The sequence below is a fragment of the Chryseobacterium sp. BGA-UO-ETr-SB22 genome (assembly GCF_059567885.1).
Genome location: NZ_JCAQOV010000004.1, coordinates 1 through 18142, shown reverse-complemented (window position 1 = coordinate 18142; position 18142 = coordinate 1). Strand labels below are relative to the sequence as shown.

The following is an 18142-nucleotide window of genomic DNA, read 5'->3' as shown; positions in this document are numbered from 1 at the left end:
TTATTTTAAAAATAGAAAAAGCCGGATGATTCATCCGGCTTTTTTTTATTATCCATTACCTATTACTCATTAAAAGGTAAGCCTTGGTTTTATCAGTTTCGCCACAGTAGCAGTCCATCCTGTCTGATGGGAAGCTCCTACACCGCGGCCGTTATCTCCATGGAAATATTCAAAGAACGTAATATAATCTCTGAAATGCTCATCATAATTAAATTTTGGATTACCTCCATTGAAAGCCCGCTGCCCATGTTCATCCTTTAAAAATAGAGAACAAAGTCTTTTGCTGATATTTTGAGCTACTTCATCAAGGTTTCTTTTATCACCGCTTCCCGTTGGAAGTTCTACTTTCAGGCTATTTCCATAATAATAATGAAAACGCTGCAGGCTTTCCACAATCAGGAAGTTGATAGGAAACCAGATCGGTCCGCGCCAGTTGCTGTTTCCGCCAAACATCCGACTGTCACTTTCTGCAGGCGTATAATAGACCATATTTTCATTACCATGGACAGAAAATACAAAAGGATTTTCCTCATATACTTTAGACATTGCCCGGATTCCGTAAGAACTTAGAAACTCATTTTCATCAAGCATTCTGGACAAAACCTTTGTCAGTCTGTTTTTGCGGAGAATACTCATCAGATGTTTTCTTCCGTGTCCTTCCTCATCCCAGTGAGAGACAAGTTTTGTTAGTTCCGGCTTATTTTTTAAGATCCATTCCATTCTGCTTCTGAAATTCGGCATCTTTTCCAGTAAACGATGGTCTACGATCTCCACAGCAAACATAGGAATCAAACCTACAATACTTCTTAATCTTAAAGAAACACTGTCTCCGTTTCCAAGCTGCAATACATCATAAAAGAAACCGTCTTCTTCATTCCACAATCCTTTCGTTCCTTCACCCAGGTTTTCCATAGCCTCGGCGATATAAAGATAATGTTCAAAAAATTTGATCGCCATATCTTCATACACCTGATAATATTGGGCAAGTTCCATGGCGATACGCATCATATTCAACGCATACATCGCCATCCAGCTTGTTCCGTCTGCCTGTTCAAGATGCTGGCCGTCCTTTAAAACCATATTCCGGTCAAAAGCTCCGATGTTATCGAGACCCAGGAAGCCGCCTCCGAAAATATTTTTACCGTTTTTATCCTTTCTATTTACCCACCATGTAAAATTCAGCAACAATTTTTGAAATACTTTTTCCAGAAATAATAAATCCGGTTTTCCGTTATTTTTTTCATCAATTTTAAAAACACGAAAACAGGACCATGCGTGTACAGGAGGATTCACATCACTCATATTCCACTCATAAGCAGGAAGCTGTCCGTTAGGATGCATATACCATTCTTTGGTAAGTAATAAAAGCTGTCCTTTGGCAAATTCTGCATCGATAATAGAAAAAGGAACACAGTGAAATGCCAGATCCCAGGTAGCATACCATGGATACTCCCATTTATCAGGCATAGAAATAATATCCTTATTGTGAAGATGATTCCATTCCGTATTTCTTACATACTCGTTGAAATTTCTTGGAGCTTCAAAATTGGGATCACCTTTCAGCCATTTTCCGATATTGTAATGATAGAACTGTTTATTCCAGAGAAGTCCCGCAAAAGCCTGTCGCTGAACATTTCTCTCATCTTCATTGACCGTATCATTCTGAATATCATTATAAAACTCTTCAGCTTCCGCTTGTCGTGTACTGAAAATAGTATCAAAATTTTCAAAAGGTTCATCCGTCTCATCAGGACACAATCTGAATTCGAAAATTTTACAGTCACCTGCACCTACAACTTCATCAATCAGAAAAGAAGCTTTTGTTCCTCTTTTTTCCGGGTTTACAGTATCTCCCTGATGAATAATAAAACTATTGATGCCATCTTTGAAATAGGTATTCTCCGTTTTAGGAGCCCCATAAAGTCTGGATGTATTGGTTTCATTATCACAAAATACACTTTGTGCATTTGAATTTCGGGAATAGAATTTTTTGATCGAAATGCTGTCATGCCCAATATTGATACTTCCGTCATGAGAAGCATTCATTTCTGCTTTATAGGTATTGTAACCCCATTTCCAGTTGTTTCTGAACCAGGCAGTAGGCGCCACTACAATGGGAGCATCATGCTGACTTCGGTTGCAGACCGTTACTCTGGCCAGAATATCGTTGTGATCAGCTTTACAGTATTCAATGAAAATATCAAAATACTCATCATTATCAAAAATTCCGGTATCGAAAATCTCATATTCCGGTTCCTTTTTACTGCGTCTTCCATTTTCAGCAAGAAGTTCATCATAAGGAAACTCGTTGATCGGATATTTATACACCATTTTCATATAGCTGTGAGTAGGTGTATTATCCAGATAATAAAAGATTTCTTTGATGTCTTCACCATGATTCCCCTGTGGGTTACTCAATCCGAAGAATCGTTCTTTTACCATTTTATCCTTCTTGTTCCAGAATGAAAAAGCAAAGCAGAACAACTGTTTTACATCAGAAATTCCGGCGATGCCTTCCTCGCCCCAACGGTAAGCATAGCTTTCGGCGTTATTATGATTGGTAAAATCCCAGGCATTCCCGTTTGAGCTGTAATCCTCACGTACATTTCCCCACTGCCGGTTGCTTACATATGGGCCCCAGTTTTTCCATTTGGTATCTTGTAATCTTTCTTTTTCGGCGGTCATATCTCATCATTTTTCCATACGAAGTTAGTTTTTTTGAAAAATAATTCCAATTTTTTTCATCTGAATAATTATTAATATGGCCTTGAAACACTTGTATTTAATGGCTTTTTTAAATATTAAAATAATTTTTTTTTGAAATTAAAAGAAAAGGACTACCTTTGCACCATTCGTTCATTTAAATATTGAAAATGTTATCAAGAAAGGTTGAGGGATTAGACCCTATGAAACCTTAGCAACCCTTTGCGCAAGCAAAGAAGGTGCTACGTTCTACCAAAGTATTTTGGACAGATAACTTACTGAAGTTCTTTTCAGCCATTTCCTGTGGCATTTTCAATTGTATTTGTATAAAAATATAATAGAATTGAAAACAGAACTAAACTATATTAATCTTTCGTATCAAACCAATTCCCACAAGGAATACAATATCCCGTTAAGCTATCAGCTTTTTGGGAAAGATCTGTTTACAGCACCCATCATTTTAATCAATCATGCACTTACCGGAAACTCAGAGGTATCCGGAGAAAAAGGCTGGTGGAAACAATTGGTGGGAGAAAATCAGATTGTTGATATCGATCAATACACAGTTCTGTGTTTTAATATACCCGGAAACGGTTATGACGATTTTTTAATTGAAGACTATGAAGACTTCACGCCTTCAGATATCGCAGCGATATTTCTGAAAGGACTTGAAGCTTTACATATCAAAAATATATATGCCATTATTGGAGGCTCTCTTGGAGGGGGAATTGCATGGGAAATGCTTGCCAAGCAGCCGGATCTTGCAGAAATATTTATCCCCATAGCCTGTGATTACAGAACACACGACTGGCTTCATGCTCAGTGTCTGGTTCAAAAATTTTTATTGAATGATAAAGATGAACCATTACAGAAAGCGAGAATTCATGCGATGCTGTGTTATAGAACTCCACAATCACTCAACGATAGATTTCAAAACCAATATAATCAGGAGAAACAACGCCTGGAATCAGAAGACTGGTTGGTTTATCATGGCAATGCTTTAAACGAAAGGTTTAGTTTAAAAGCATACAGACTGATGAATCATCTCCTGATGAATATTAATACTGATGAAACAGTATTGGAGAACATACAGGCACGAATGCACATGATCTCCGTAGATACAGACTTATTCTTTCCGGCTTCTGAAATCCGAATGTGTTTTGAAAACTTAAAAGAGAAAAATAAGAATGTTTCTTATCACGAGATCCAATCTATACACGGGCATGATGCCTTCCTAATGGAATATCAACAATTAAATAATATCATTAAAAACATTTTACAGAAGTAATGAAAAATGCTAACGAAATAAAATTTTTGAAGAACAGATCAATCGTCAAATTTGAAGGAGAAGATTTCCTGGGAGAAATTGGGATTGACGGACGAATTTTTAAAGCGCTTACTTTAGCGCGCATCAGTGTAGGGGTAATCTCTCAACAGGCAATAGAAAACGGAATTTCTATCCTGGTTCAGGAAAATGATGCTGAAAAAGCAGTCGCTTGTCTTATCGATGAGTTTGAAGAAGAAAGAAAGTCTGGAAAAGTATCCCAGATCTACAGTATCAATAATGTTTCTGTGATTGGTTTTGTAGCAGAAGATTTCAATAAAGTCTTTGCTGAACTGGCAAGAAACAATGTTTTCCCATTATTGCTGAATCAGGTTGCTGGAGAGAACAGAGTAAACATAGTAGTAACTTCTTCGCAGGATGAAAAGACAAAAAATATTATAGAATCTGAAATTTTCAAGAAGCCAAAGACCGTTCATCTGGCGATCATTGGACACGGAAATGTAGGAAAGACCTTGATACAACAGGTGCTGGAATCTTCTGAAGAGATTAAAAGACGTAAAAAAATAGATCTTAAAGTCGTAGCAGTAGCTAATTCAAAAAAAATTGCCTTCAACAAAAAAGGATTTGATGCGAATTGGAGTGATGAGGTTTTGACAGCTGAGCATCCTTCGAGTGTTCAGGAACTTATTAATTTCTCTAACGAAAACCAGTTGGAAAACCTTATCGTTGTGGATAATACGGCAAGTAAGGATTTTGTAAAGAATTACCATGCTTTGGCAGAAAACGGATTCGATCTGGTTTCTTCAAACAAGATTTTTAATACCCTTCCAATTGAAGAGTACAGAAAACTAAGATATACGTTGAGCAAAAATAACAGACGTTATCTGTATGAAACCAATGTAGGAGCGGGGTTGCCATTAATTGATACTATCAAATTATTACACCTTTCAGGAGAAAATATTACAAGAATTAAAGGAGTATTCTCCGGAACATTAAGCTATGTGTTCAACAATTTTTCTTTAAGAGACGATAAATTTTCAACCATCATCAACGAAGCTTTGGAGAAAGGATATACAGAACCGGATCCAAGAGAAGACCTATCCGGAAATGATGTTGCAAGAAAATTATTGATTTTGGCCAGAGAATTAGACCTAATCAACGAATTCGGAGATATCAAGATTCAAAATCTGGTTCCTGAAAGCTTACTTGAGGTTTCAAAATCAGAATTCCTTTCAAGACTTGAGGAGCTTAACGAAGAATATCAGAAAATTAAAGAAAATCAGGAACCTGGGCATGTATTGAGATATGTGGGTGATCTGCACGGTGACCTACAGCAGGACAAAGGAGAATTGGATGTGAAATTGATTTCAGTTCCGGCAACTTCAGCATTAGGACAATTAAAAGGTTCAGATTCAATCTTTGAGATCTACACAGAAAGCTATGGTGAAAATCCTATCGTTATCATGGGAGCCGGAGCCGGAGCACAGGTAACAGCCAGAGGTGTATTCGGAGATATTTTAAGAGTAAGTGAAACTAAATAATATTTAATGTAACAATCTACCAATTTCACAGTGTAACCATAACGACAATTGTCATTCTGAGCATAGCGAAGAATCTGATGGTTACACTGTGAAATTGACCAATTAAAACTATATGGAAAATTTTGAAACATCAGCAATAAGAACCCAGACTGAAAGAAGTCAGTTTGACGAGCATTCCACCCCATTATATCTTACCTCCAGCTTTATATTTCAGGATGCAGAAGATATGAGAGCTAGTTTTGCAGAAGAAAAACCTAAAAATTTATACAGCCGTTTCTCTAATCCCAATGTGACAGAGTTTACTGACAAAATTGCAAAGATGGAAGGTGCAGAAGCCGGATATGCTTTTGCAACAGGGATGGCTGCCATCTATTCTACATTTGCAGCTTTATTGAATGCCGGAGATCATATTGTAAGCTGTCAGTCTGTATTCGGATCTACCCATACACTGTTTACCAAATATTTCCCGAAATGGAATATTGAAACCTCTTATTTTAAAGCAGGTGATGCAGAAAATGTAGAACAATACATTAAGCCCAATACAAAGATCTTATATCTTGAAACACCTACCAACCCGGCTATTGAAATTCTGGATCTGGAGTTTTTCGGACAGATTGCAAAAAAACATAATCTTATTTTTATTGTAGATAATTGTTTTGCAACACCTTATCTTCAGCAGCCTATCAAATATGGTGCAGATATTGTTGTACATTCAGCAACGAAATTGATTGACGGACAGGGAAGAGTTTTAGGAGGAATAGCAGTAGGAAAAGAAGACCTGATCAGAGAAATTTATCTTTTCGCAAGAAATACAGGTCCGGCATTGTCTCCTTTTAATGCATGGGTATTATCAAAAAGCCTTGAAACATTAGCTATTCGTGTAGAAAAGCATTGCGAGAATGCATTGAAGGTAGCCGAGTTTTTGGAAAACCATCCGAATGTAGACCTGGTAAAATATCCATTCCTGAAATCCCACCCAAGCTATGAAGTAGCCAAAAAGCAGATGAAGCTTGGAGGAAATATCGTGGCATTTGAAATCAAAGGAGGAATAGAAGGGGGTAGAAACTTCTTAGATAAGATACAAATGTGTTCACTTTCTGCTAATCTAGGTGATACAAGAACGATCGTTACCCACCCGGCATCCACTACACACTCTAAACTGTCAGATGAAGAAAGAAATGAAGTAGGGATTACTGCAGGGCTTGTTCGTTGTTCAGTAGGTTTGGAAAATGTGGAAGATATTATTGCAGATCTTAAACAGGCTCTAGATTAATTCAATAAGAACGGCTAAAGCCCGTTCAGAAGACCAAAATATCCAACGGCTTTAGCCAAAACATATCAAAATGAATAATTCAGAACAATTATATAAAGCTCTATCCGAAAGAATTTTAATTCTTGACGGTGCTATGGGAACGATGCTTCAGAGATACAAATTTGAAGAAGAAGATTACCGTGGTGAGCGTTTTAAAGACTGGGAGCATCCTGTGAAAGGGAATAATGATCTGTTATCTCTCACCCAGCCTCAAGCCATTGAAGAGGTTCACAAGAAATACCTGGAAGCAGGAGCAGACATCATTGAAACCAATACGTTTTCAGGGACTACAATAGCGATGGCAGATTATCATATGGAAGACCTGGTATATGACCTGAACTATGAATCTGCGAAGATTGCAAGAAAAGCCTGTGATGAGTACACAGCAAAAAATCCGGATAAACCGAGATTTGTAGCAGGATCTATCGGGCCAACGAACAGAACGGCAAGTTTAAGTCCGGATGTTAATGATCCCGGATACAGAGCCATTACTTTTGAAGAATTGAGGGTGGCTTACAAACAGCAGTGTGAAGCTTTGCTGGATGGAGGTTCAGATATCCTTTTGGTAGAAACCATATTTGATACCCTGAATGCGAAAGCCGCTTTGTTTGCCATTGATGAACTGCAGGATGAAAGAGGAATCAAAATTCCGATCATGGTTTCAGGAACTATTACCGATGCTTCGGGAAGAACTTTGAGCGGACAGACGGCAGAAGCTTTTCTGATCTCTGTTTCCCATCTGAATTTATTAAGTGTAGGTTTCAACTGTGCATTAGGCGCAGATCAGCTGACTCCTTATCTTGAAACACTGGCTCATAATTCAGAATTCTTTGTTTCAGCTTACCCGAATGCCGGTTTACCCAATGCTTTTGGAAAATATGATGAAACTCCTGAAGATATGGCAAGACAGATCAAGGAATATGTTGAAAAAGGATTGATCAATATTATCGGAGGATGTTGTGGAACAACTCCTGAGCATATAAAGGCGATTGCAGATTTGGTAGAAAAATATCCGCCCAGAAAATTGAGAGAATTTGTCTGATTTGATAGATTTTTTTAATTAAAATCAATAATGAAGGCTGAATTATAAGTATTAACTTTAGATAAACCACAAAGCTTAATATAATGGAAAAGCCGATTTACTTAAAAGATTCAGAGGACATCAGGTTATTTAACGAGCTGAGAAAGAAAGTGAACCAAAGGGTAGGAGCCATTCCTGAAAACAGGGATATCTATATTCAGATCAAAGCGGTTATTCTGCCGCTGGTCTACGTGGGATTATATTTTGGGGCTCTTTTTAATGCCGAAAAGCAGTGGGTCTATATTCTGAGTTATGTTTTAATGGGGATTTCTTTGGTTTTAATTTATTTAAACCTAATCCATGAAGCTGCCCACAACAACATCTATAAAAGTAAAAGGCTGAATAGCTTAGTTCTGCACATTTTTGATTTTATAGGAGCCAACTCCTATATCTGGAAGAAAAGACATATCGCAAGCCATCATGCCTATCCGAATGTGGATGGATGGGACACGGATATCGAACAGAGCGGACTGCTTTTAATCGTACCGTGGGTGAAGGCAAGAGGAGTACAGAAATATCAGGATAAGTTTTTCTTTTTAGTATATCCGTTGTATTTGTTCAACTGGATGTTTATAAGAGACTTTAGGGATTTCTTTGATAAAGAAAGGGTGATTTTAAAAACTCAGGGACAAATACCTGTTAAAGAAAAAGTAAAAATGATAAGTTATAAACTGTTCTACTTTTTTTATCAGATTGTGATCCCTGTTGTGTTCTTTAAAGTATCAATAGGGTTGGCTTTGGGAGCGTGGTTTTTACAGGTGATTTCAGCAAGCATTTTTGCATTGTTTGTTTTACTGCCTTTACATCCGCTTCCTGATAATGCTTTTCCAAAATTAAATAAAGAGAATGGTCTTCCATTCAGCTGGCTTCGTCACCAGTTTGAAGTGACGAACGATTTAAAAGAAAATAACTGGTTGGTAAGAAATATGCTGGGAAATTTCAATTTTCATGTGGCCCATCACCTATTTCCAAATTACAGTTATATGTATTACAATGAGATCACAGAGGAGATTGAAAAATTTGCCAGAGAATATCATCTTGCCTATAAAAGATTTCCACTGTTGACTGCTTTAAGCAAGCATAGAGATTTATTGAGGCAGAATGCAAATAATGCCTACTATATTTTAGAAGAATAAAATCGATGAAGTATTTAAGATTATCAGGCCTTGAGCCTCTTATCATAACCCCGGAGAGTAATTTCATCAATGTTGGTGAAAGGACTAATGTTGCCGGTTCCAAAAAATTTTTAAGACTGATCAAAGAGGAAAAGTTCTCTGAAGCATTGGATATTGCCCGCCATCAGGTAGAAGGAGGTGCCCAGATTCTGGATGTTAACTTTGATGATGGACTGATTGATGGAAAAGCATCCATGATCAAATTCCTGAACTTAATTGCCTCCGAACCGGATATTGCAAGAATCCCAATCATGGTAGATTCTTCCAAATGGGAAATCCTGGAAGCAGGTCTTCAGGTGGCTCAGGGAAAATGTGTAGTGAATTCTATCAGTTTGAAAGAAGGTGAGGAAGAATTTATTAAACATGCCAAGGCCATTAAAAGATATGGAGCTGCAGTTATTGTAATGGCATTTGATGAGGTAGGGCAGGCTGATAGTTTTGACCGAAGAATTGAAATTTCAAAACGGTCTTATGATATTTTAGTTAACCAGCTTGGCTTTCCGGCAGAAGATATCATTTTCGACTTAAATATCTTTCCGGTGGCAACGGGAATGGATGAGCACAGAAGAAATGCCATCGACTTTATTGAAGCAACGCGCTGGGTAAGACAAAATCTTCCGTATGCATCCGTGAGTGGAGGAGTGAGCAACGTTTCCTTCTCTTTCCGTGGAAATGATACCGTGAGAGAAGCAATGCACTCTGTCTTCCTTTATCACGCCATTCAGGCAGGAATGAATATTGGTATTGTAAACCCTGCAATGCTGGAGGTTTATGATGAAATCAATAAAGAACTTCTGGGGCTGGTAGAAGACGTAATACTTGATAAAAGAGAAGATGCTACAGAAAGACTTCTCGATTATTCGGAAAAACATAAATCGGTTAAAAAAGAAAAGACCGAAGACTTAGAGTGGAGAAACAATCCATTACAGGAAAGAATTACCTATGCATTGGTAAAAGGTATTGACCGCTTTATTGAAGAAGATGTAGAAGAAGCAAGACAATCAGCGGCGAGACCACTTCATGTCATCGAAATTAACCTGATGACAGGGATGGGAGTTGTGGGAGATTTATTTGGAAGCGGAAAAATGTTCCTGCCTCAGGTAGTAAAGTCTGCAAGGGTAATGAAAAAAGCGGTGGCTTATTTACAGCCTTTCATTGAAGCAGAAAAAGACGGGGCAAGACCTGCTAATGGGAAAATCTTAATGGCGACAGTAAAAGGAGATGTTCATGATATTGGTAAAAATATTGTGAGTGTCGTTTTGGGCTGTAACAATTATGAAATTGTTGACCTTGGGGTGATGGTGCCTGCTGAAAAGATCATCCAGACTGCTATTGCAGAAAAAGTAGATGTTATAGGACTGAGTGGATTGATAACACCAAGTTTGGATGAAATGGTGTATATCGCTTCAGAATTAGAAAGACAAAACTTAGATTTTCCTCTATTGATAGGTGGTGCTACAACTTCAAAGGCACATACCGCAGTGAAAATAGATTTAAAATATAAAAACGCTGTAGTTCACGTAAACGATGCCTCACGAGCTGTAAACGTCGTAAGTTCATTATTGGGCGACAGAAATAAAGAATATGTTTCGGATTTAAAGAATGACTATTCCGATTTCAGAGAAAAGTTTCTGAACAGACAGGTAGATAAAGATTATGTATCTATTGAAGAGGCAAGAGAAAATCATTTTAAAATCGATTGGGAAAACGAAGAGATCTTCACTCCGAATACGATAGGAATAAAAGTCATCGAAAATCAGGACCTGAATGAACTTCTTCCTTTCATCGACTGGTCACCATTTTTCAGAAGCTGGGATCTTCACGGAAAATATCCGAATATCTTAGAAGATGAGGTGGTAGGGGCTCAGGCTAAAGAATTATTCAAAGATGCTCAGGTTATTCTAAAGAGAATTCTGGATGAGAAACTGTTGACAGCAAAAGCTATCTTCGGAATCTTTAAAGCCAATTCCAATGAATCTGATGATATCTTAATTTTTGATGAAAATAATAAGGAACAGGCGAAGTTTTTAACCTTAAGACAGCAGGCTCAAAGATCAAAAGGAAAAGAATATCTGGCTCTAAGTGATTTCATTGCTCCTCAAAGCTCAGGAAAAACCGATTATATGGGAGCTTTCTGTGTAACAACAGGATTTGGTACTGATGAGTTGTCCAATGAATATGAAACGGCTAATGATGATTACAATGCCATCATGGTGAAAGCCTTGGCAGACCGTTTTGCAGAAGCCTATGCCGAATTCTTACACAAAAAAGTCAGAACAGAATATTGGGGCTACGCCAATCAGGAAAGTTTAAGCAATGAAGAACTTATTGCTGAAAAATACAAAGGAGTCCGTCCGGCACCAGGTTATCCGGCTTGCCCTGACCATTTGGAAAAGAAAACAATTTGGGATCTTTTAAAAGTAGAAGAAAATACTGGCGTTTTCCTTACAGAAAGCCTTGCCATGTTCCCAACAGCATCTGTTTCCGGATATTATTTCGGAAGCCCGCATGCCAAATATTTCGGATTAGGAAAAATTACAGAAGACCAGCTTAAAGATTATGCAGCAAGAAGAGGTTGTAGCATCCAGGAAGCGAGAAAATGGTTGTCACCAAATTTAGCAGATTAAAATTGACATGAAGATAACAGAACACATTAAAAATGCAAATGGAAAAACTTTATTCTCCTTAGAAGTTGTTCCACCACAAAAAGGAATCGGGATTGAAGACCTGTATACGAATATAGATCCGTTGATGGAATTCAAGCCACCTTTTATTGATGTTACAACATCCCGAGAAGAATACATCTATCTGGATAAAGGAAATGGATTGATGGAACGGCGCATTACAAGAATGCGTCCTGGAACTTTAGGGATTTGTGCTGCTATTCAACATAAATATAATGTAGATACTGTTCCACACCTTCTTTGCGGTGGTTTCACCAAAGAAGAAACAGAATATCTTTTGGTAGACTGTATGTACCTCGGGATCGATAATGTAATGGCGCTAAGAGGAGATGCTATGAAAGGTCATCAGTATTTTGAGCCTACTCAGGGAGGACATGCAAGTGCTATGGATCTTGTAAACCAGATCAATAATTTGGGAAGAGGAAAATATCTTCACAATGAGGAGCAGGTTTGTGATGAGCTTAATAAGTTCTGCATTGGTGTTGCCGGATATCCGGAAAAACATATGGAAGCTCCTTCCATGAATTATGACCTGAAGTGGCTGAAACAAAAAGTAGATGCCGGAGCAGATTATATTGTTACCCAAATGTTTTATGACAATAAAAAGTACATAGAATTCGTTCAGAAAGCAAGAGAAATGGGAATTACAGTTCCTATTATTCCTGGGATTAAGCCAATTGCTACAAAGAAACATTTGAAAATACTGCCACAAGTATTCAAAATAGATCTTCCCGAAGAATTGATCAATGAAGTGGAAAATGCAAAGAATAATGAAGCTGTGAAGCAGATCGGAGTAGAATGGGCAATTGCTCAATGCAAAGAACTGCTGGATTTTGGAGTTCCTGTTCTGCATTTTTACTCAATGGGGAAGAGTGACAACATAAAAAAAATAGCGGGTGAGCTATTCTAATAAAAGTACCAAAAATGAAGGAACCCCTGCTTTAAAAGGCAGGGGTTTATTTTTATTGATTTAAGAACTTAACCAGTTTGATGAGATCTTGTTCTTTATTGATTTTAATATTATTCGATTTCACGAACTTTTCAATATCATCTTTTTTCGCCGGGAAAGCTTCCGCTATCTCTTTTACTTTCCTTGGGTTCTTAATATATCCTGACTCTGTTTTAATATAATAAACAGGATCCAATGTTTTAAAAGATGCAGGTCTATCAGTCGCATAAGAGTTTGCTGCGGGAACGGCATCAATAAATTTTGTTTTAATTTTTTTATATAATCCAGTTTTATCGCTTACTAATTCAAAGAAATATCCACTTAAATCATCTTGAGTGTCTAAGCGTACTAAAGTCGTTTTAGGAGAGAATATTTCAATTCTGGAGAATTTTTCTTCATTAGGAAGTGCTAAAGTAGTTCCGTCTTTTTGAAACTCTATTTCATCTTTAAATGTATTATATCTAACAGGTGCTTTTTCATAATCATTAGCAACTTTGGCCATACTAAAACTTTTATTTAGATAAGGTGAACCAATAATTTCGTCATAATTTAAAGCTCTTCCCGCTCCTTCTGATTTAATTTTAAAGAAAACCTCTCGTGTTCCTCCTGCTGAATTTAATCCTATTGTGTTTGCTTGACTAAATAGTAAGGAGGATATCCCCAATAATGCAATTAGTGTAATCTTTTTCATGAGTTATTAATATGTTTTTAATTAAGTTACCAAAAGTACAAATATTATTGTATCTGGCTACAAAAATAATTTATAAAATAGAATGGCTTTCAAACTCTTTATCTCTATCAAACAAATACCGGTAAGTAGCCAGCTTTCGTGTTACTGCAGTATCCAAAGTTTCTGCAATCTTGATCATTTTTGGATTAAAATCACCAATCCACTGCAGCTCTGTAATTTTAAAATCTGTATGTTTTCTCAAATGCTGGGTTCCTTCCCAGATCATATATCCATCAATTCCTTTCTTCTGCCATTCCGGAACCACACCGAAAACAAGCCCTACCATTTTCTCATTCTTCTTAAATCGTTTTAAAAACAAGAACTTGAGTTTTTCAAAAGCTCCAAATTTTCCATTCAAATATTTAAACCACTGGTTGAGGTCCGGAATGTTGATCCACATGGCAATCGGTTGTTCATTTTCGTATACAAACCAGGAGATATGCTCATTGATGATAGGTTTCATCGTATTGAACATTTTCAGAACTTTGGCTTCTTCCAGATGTTTTCCTTCCCCATGGCAAGCCCATGCTTTATTGTAAACCTCAGTAAAATCCTTTGCGAACTTGGCCAGATTGTTCTTTTTCATGGGTTGCGCAGAAATTGCAGGATTTCTTCTGTTCTTCTCATGAGCAATCGTGAAAATCCTTGAAACTTCCGCAAAAACAGGTCTGGTAAAACAAAGCTGTTCAAAATAAATCTGAAACCCATAATTTTCAAAAAGATCTTTGTAATAAGGAAAGTTGTAATTCATTCCAAATAAAGGCTCAATAAAACCTTCAATTAGAAGTCCCCAGAATTTATCCCTTTCTCCAAAATTGATTGGGCCGTCCATCGCTTCCATTCCTTTTTCCTGAAGCCAGTTTTTACAATGGTCAAAAATAAAATTGGCAGTTTCCTGATCATTAATACAATCGAAAAAACCAATTCCTCCGGTCGGTTGTTTTTGTTCATAACAATCGTTGATAAAAACAGCTACTTTACCAACCGTTTTGTCATTCTTTTTAAACAGAAATCTTTTACACTCTCCGTTTTTAAAAAATTTATTCTTTTCAGGATCAAAAATCTCTTCAATATGCTTATCTAAAGGGCGGATGTAATTTTTGTCGCGTTGATAAAGCTTTGTCGGGAATTCAAGAAATTCCCTTTTATGGAGTTGGTTTTGTACTTCTTCGACAATAATCATAGGCTTTTTAATCAGAAATGGCTATAAAAGATAATGTTTTTCATCTTATTTGAAATAGAGAAATAGATATTATCCGTATTTTTGCTGCAAATTAAATAAAAATGGTTGATTTTACTGATAACGACGATGATATTTTCACTGGAAAAGAACATACGCCTATAAGGAAAGATGCTTTTGATAAATCGCCACAGGAAAAAATAGAAAAAATTACTGAGCTTTTTGGCGAAATTATGGAAACACTGGGAATGGACATGACTGATGATTCTCTGAAAGATTCTCCTAAACGTGTTGCCAAAATGTATGTGAACGAGATCTTCGGTGGACTTCTTCCTGAAAACAAACCAGGAATCTCTACTTTCTCTAATAAATACAAATACCGCCAGATGCTCGTAGAAAAGGATATCACAGTATATTCTTTCTGTGAACACCACTTCTTACCCATCATAGGAAGAGCCCATGTTGCTTATATTTCTAATGGGGAAGTGATAGGTCTTTCAAAAATTAACAGGATTGTAGATTACTACGCGAAAAGACCACAGGTTCAGGAAAGACTTACAATGCAGATTGTGGATGCTTTGAAAGAAGCTTTGGGAACAAAAGATGTAGCCTGTATTATTGATGCAAAACACCTTTGTGTAAACTGCAGAGGAATAAAAGATACAGCAAGTTCTACCATTACTGCAGAATTAAGCGGTATTTTCAGAACAAACCCTATTACAAGACAGGAATTCCTGCATTACGTAGGCAGCCACGCAAAACTGGATTACTAAACAATGAATTACCAAATCCTTAAAAATATTATTGATGCCGAGCTTCAGAGATTTCAAAATATCCCTGAAGAAGAATGGTCATACAGAAGCGCTCCGGAAAAATGGTCTAAAAAAGAAATTATAGGACATCTTTGTGACAGTGCTTTTACAAATATTCGTAGATTTGTTGTCACTCAGTATAAAGAGAACGAGAATATCGTATATGATCAGAATATCTGGGTAAAAGCTCAGAACTATCAGAATGTTCCTACTTCGGATCTTATTGATCTGTGGAAGTCTTTGAACTATCAGATTGTTCATGTAGTGGAAAATATCCCTGATGAAGCATTACAGAGAACCTGCGATACAACCAAAACGGAACCTCAGGTTTTTACATTGGAGTTTATTATCAATGATTATGTAGATCATTTACAGCATCATTTAAAAGCGATTTAATTATGATAAAATTTAAAAAAGTTTCAGATAAGATTTTTATCACAACAATTATATGTTGTGACAGAATTATTTTTTAACTAATTTTTGAATCTTTAAAACTATTAAATCTTTTAACTTAAAAATAAATGCAATTAAAAATATATAACTCCCTTACAGCGGAAAAAGAAATATTCAAACCTATTTTAGATGGAAATGTCGGCATGTATGTCTGCGGACCTACGGTGTACAGTAATGTGCATTTAGGAAACGTAAGAACTTTCCTTTCCTTCGATTTTATCTACCGTACTCTAACGCATTTAGGGTATAAAGTAAGATATGTAAGAAATATTACAGACGCAGGTCACCTTACAGATGATGGGAATGTAGATAATGACAGATTCGTAAAGCAAACCAGACTTGAAAAACTGGAGCCTATGGAAATTGTACAGAAATATACAGTAGATTTCCACAAAGTATTGGAGATGTTCAATCTTTTGCCACCCAATATTGAACCTACAGCTACAGGTCATATTGTAGAACAGATCGAATTAACTCAAAAACTTATTGAAAGAGGCTTTGCTTACGAAAGCAACGGTTCAGTTTACTTCGATGTATTAGAATACAACAAAAGAGGATTGAACTATGGCGAACTTTCAAAACGTAACATAGAAGAACTTTTCGCCAATACCAGAGACCTTGACGGACAGGGAGAAAAGAAAAATCCACAGGATTTTGCATTGTGGAAAAAAGCTTCTCCAGCTCACATCATGAGATGGAATTCTCCTTGGGGAGAAGGATTCCCGGGATGGCATCTTGAATGTACTGCAATGAGTACGAAATATTTAGGGGAAACATTTGATATTCATGGAGGAGGAATGGATCTTAAATTCCCTCATCACGAATGTGAAATTGCACAAGGGAAAGCTTGCAATGATGCAGCACCGGTAAATTACTGGATGCACGCCAATATGTTGACGATGAATTCTCAGCGTATGAGCAAATCTACAGGAAATTATATCCTTCCAATGCAGCTGGTTACTGGTGATAATGACTTCTTTGAAAAACCTTTCCATCCTTCAATTGTACGTTTCTGCTTCCTGCAGGCACATTACAGAAGTGTTCTGGATATTTCAAACGATGCCATGATGGCCAGTGAAAAAGGATTCATCAGATTGATGGAAGCCGTAAAAGTGTTGAACTCAATCACTCCTGATGATACCAGACAATCCGGTTTCAGTCTGAAAGAATGGAAAGATAAAGCATATGAAGCTTTAACAGATGATTTCAATTCTCCAATCCTGATTGCGCACCTATTTGAGGCCGTGAAATATATCTTCGCTTTAAACGATGAGAAAGAAACAATCTCAACAGAAGATCTTGAAGATTTGAAATCAACCTTGAATGCGTTTATCTTTGACGTTCTGGGATTACAGACTGTAGAAGAAAATAATAATGAAAAGCTTGACCAAACTTTAAAAGTTTTGATCGAATTGAGAAATCAGGCAAGAAAATCCAAGAATTTCGACCTTTCAGATCAGATCAGAGACAAACTGCTTGCAGAAGGAATCGAATTAAAAGACGGAAGAGACGGAACATCATACGTTCTGAACTAGAAAATATAACTTCGTTTTATACCCATTCCGTAGGAGTCCCATACTTAGGATTCTTACGGAATGTTTTTTTGCCCACCTTTGAAAACATACCTTCATATATATAGTATATACACGAATCTTTTTAAGGAGCTTATTCCTGCTATCCATTCCTACTCCTCACGCCCAGCTTTCCCTGGCTCGAACCCCCAGCTCTTCCAGGCAAGTTGCGGGGTAACCATTTCTATCAGGGCTAGGAGAGGAGACGAATTATAAATTAAAAGTTATGAATTATGAGTTGTGGAATCGAGGCTCGAGGTTCGAGTTTCGTGTTCTGAGGTTTAGATTACAAATACCGCGCTTATCCTATTCACTAGGAATGGTCTTTAACCCGTTTCCGTCAAAAATAGTTTCCCCTTCTATATATACATCATCATCTGCGAAAATCTGCGCCATCTGCGGTTCATAATAGAAACTCCTTCACCAGGAACGGGCTATAGTCCTGAGCTTAGCCGAAGGGAGCCCGTTTTTAATCAAAGAACCTCTTTTTCCTCCAGCTTTAGCCAAAACTTACATCTTTATTATATACACTAGATTATGATCACCCCGAAATCCCTCACCTTGGCTCGCACCCGCACCCCGCATCTCTTTCCACCCAAAACCCAGCTCCAATCCTCGAACTCTGTCACTCCCCAGCTCTAAGCATCATTCCCCAAACAAATGTTT

At 37.2% G+C, this 18142-nt stretch carries 13 protein-coding genes and 1 riboswitch; of the genes, 10 read left to right on the top strand and 3 right to left on the bottom strand.

Annotation, left to right across the window (positions count from 1 at the left end; translation table 11 throughout):
- Positions 1-69 precede the first annotated feature (69 nt).
- Positions 70-2685, bottom strand: a complete 2616-nt coding sequence (locus AC57AW_RS03780; RefSeq protein ID WP_496350879.1) for an MGH1-like glycoside hydrolase domain-containing protein — start codon at positions 2683-2685, stop codon at positions 70-72.
- Positions 2686-2873: 188 nt separating this feature from the next.
- Positions 2874-2980, top strand: a riboswitch (SAM riboswitch).
- 66 nt (positions 2981-3046) lie between these two features.
- Between AC57AW_RS03780 and AC57AW_RS03775 the strand changes: the two genes are divergently transcribed.
- The 7 genes from AC57AW_RS03775 (at position 3047) to metF (ending at position 12691) form a co-directional block, all read left to right on the top strand.
- Positions 3047-3991, top strand: a complete 945-nt coding sequence (locus AC57AW_RS03775; RefSeq protein WP_496350878.1) for an alpha/beta fold hydrolase — start codon at positions 3047-3049, stop codon at positions 3989-3991.
- Entirely contained in the window at positions 3991-5529 is a 1539-nt protein-coding gene (locus AC57AW_RS03770; RefSeq protein WP_496350877.1) for an ACT domain-containing protein, read from the top strand. The genes AC57AW_RS03775 and AC57AW_RS03770 overlap by 1 nt, the downstream gene beginning before the upstream one ends.
- 112 nt (positions 5530-5641) lie before the next feature.
- Positions 5642-6802 carry an O-succinylhomoserine sulfhydrylase gene (locus tag AC57AW_RS03765; RefSeq protein ID WP_318847179.1) on the top strand — a complete coding sequence of 387 codons (1161 nt, stop codon included), beginning with the start codon at positions 5642-5644 and terminating at the stop codon, positions 6800-6802.
- Positions 6803-6872: 70 nt separating this feature from the next.
- On the top strand, positions 6873-7883 hold the full coding sequence (locus tag AC57AW_RS03760; protein ID WP_496350876.1) for a homocysteine S-methyltransferase family protein: 1011 nt from the start codon (positions 6873-6875) through the stop codon (positions 7881-7883).
- A gap of 83 nt (positions 7884-7966) precedes the next feature.
- The gene (locus AC57AW_RS03755; RefSeq protein WP_496350875.1) at positions 7967-9058 is read left to right on the top strand and encodes a fatty acid desaturase family protein; all 1092 of its coding nucleotides are present in this window, start codon (positions 7967-7969) and stop codon (positions 9056-9058) included.
- A gap of 5 nt (positions 9059-9063) precedes the next feature.
- Positions 9064-11724, top strand: a complete 2661-nt coding sequence (gene metH, locus AC57AW_RS03750; protein WP_496350874.1) for a methionine synthase — start codon at positions 9064-9066, stop codon at positions 11722-11724.
- Between the two features lie 7 nt (positions 11725-11731).
- Positions 11732-12691, top strand: coding sequence for a methylenetetrahydrofolate reductase [NAD(P)H] (gene metF / locus AC57AW_RS03745; RefSeq protein WP_496350873.1), 960 nt, complete (start codon positions 11732-11734; stop codon positions 12689-12691).
- 52 nt (positions 12692-12743) lie between these two features.
- Here metF and AC57AW_RS03740 read toward each other — a convergent pair whose 3' ends face one another.
- Together AC57AW_RS03740 and AC57AW_RS03735 are read right to left on the bottom strand one after the other, a co-directional pair.
- Positions 12744-13421, bottom strand: a complete 678-nt coding sequence (locus AC57AW_RS03740) for a hypothetical protein (protein ID WP_496350872.1) — start codon at positions 13419-13421, stop codon at positions 12744-12746.
- A gap of 70 nt (positions 13422-13491) precedes the next feature.
- Positions 13492-14643, bottom strand: a complete 1152-nt coding sequence (locus AC57AW_RS03735) for a hypothetical protein (RefSeq protein WP_496350871.1) — start codon at positions 14641-14643, stop codon at positions 13492-13494.
- 101 nt (positions 14644-14744) lie between these two features.
- On the opposite strand from AC57AW_RS03735, the gene folE reads away from it, so the two are divergent.
- From folE to cysS, 3 genes are all read left to right on the top strand, one after another.
- Complete coding sequence (gene folE, locus AC57AW_RS03730; protein ID WP_034725871.1) at positions 14745-15413, top strand: GTP cyclohydrolase I FolE; 669 nt, start codon at positions 14745-14747, stop codon at positions 15411-15413.
- A gap of 3 nt (positions 15414-15416) precedes the next feature.
- Positions 15417-15848, top strand: a complete 432-nt coding sequence (locus AC57AW_RS03725; RefSeq protein WP_149833861.1) for a DinB family protein — start codon at positions 15417-15419, stop codon at positions 15846-15848.
- Between the two features lie 125 nt (positions 15849-15973).
- Positions 15974-17440: a cysteine--tRNA ligase gene (cysS, locus tag AC57AW_RS03720; protein ID WP_496350870.1), complete on the top strand. Its 1467-nt coding sequence runs from the start codon at positions 15974-15976 to the stop codon at positions 17438-17440.
- The last annotated feature ends 702 nt before the right edge of the window (positions 17441-18142 follow it).

Bases quoted from the DNA above. Each gene is read 5' to 3' on its own strand.
- metF (WP_496350873.1), top strand. From the start codon at position 11,732: ATGAAGATAACAGAACACATTAAAAATGCAAATGGAAAAACTTTATTC.
- AC57AW_RS03735 (WP_496350871.1), bottom strand. From the start codon at position 14,643: ATGATTATTGTCGAAGAAGTACAAAACCAACTCCATAAAAGGGAATTT.
- cysS (WP_496350870.1), top strand. From the start codon at position 15,974: ATGCAATTAAAAATATATAACTCCCTTACAGCGGAAAAAGAAATATTC.
- AC57AW_RS03770 (WP_496350877.1), top strand. From the start codon at position 3,991: ATGAAAAATGCTAACGAAATAAAATTTTTGAAGAACAGATCAATCGTC.
- AC57AW_RS03760 (WP_496350876.1), top strand. From the start codon at position 6,873: ATGAATAATTCAGAACAATTATATAAAGCTCTATCCGAAAGAATTTTA.
- folE (WP_034725871.1), top strand. From the start codon at position 14,745: ATGGTTGATTTTACTGATAACGACGATGATATTTTCACTGGAAAAGAA.
- AC57AW_RS03755 (WP_496350875.1), top strand. From the start codon at position 7,967: ATGGAAAAGCCGATTTACTTAAAAGATTCAGAGGACATCAGGTTATTT.
- metH (WP_496350874.1), top strand. From the start codon at position 9,064: ATGAAGTATTTAAGATTATCAGGCCTTGAGCCTCTTATCATAACCCCG.
- AC57AW_RS03765 (WP_318847179.1), top strand. From the start codon at position 5,642: ATGGAAAATTTTGAAACATCAGCAATAAGAACCCAGACTGAAAGAAGT.
- AC57AW_RS03780 (WP_496350879.1), bottom strand. From the start codon at position 2,685: ATGACCGCCGAAAAAGAAAGATTACAAGATACCAAATGGAAAAACTGG.
- AC57AW_RS03740 (WP_496350872.1), bottom strand. From the start codon at position 13,421: ATGAAAAAGATTACACTAATTGCATTATTGGGGATATCCTCCTTACTA.
- AC57AW_RS03725 (WP_149833861.1), top strand. From the start codon at position 15,417: ATGAATTACCAAATCCTTAAAAATATTATTGATGCCGAGCTTCAGAGA.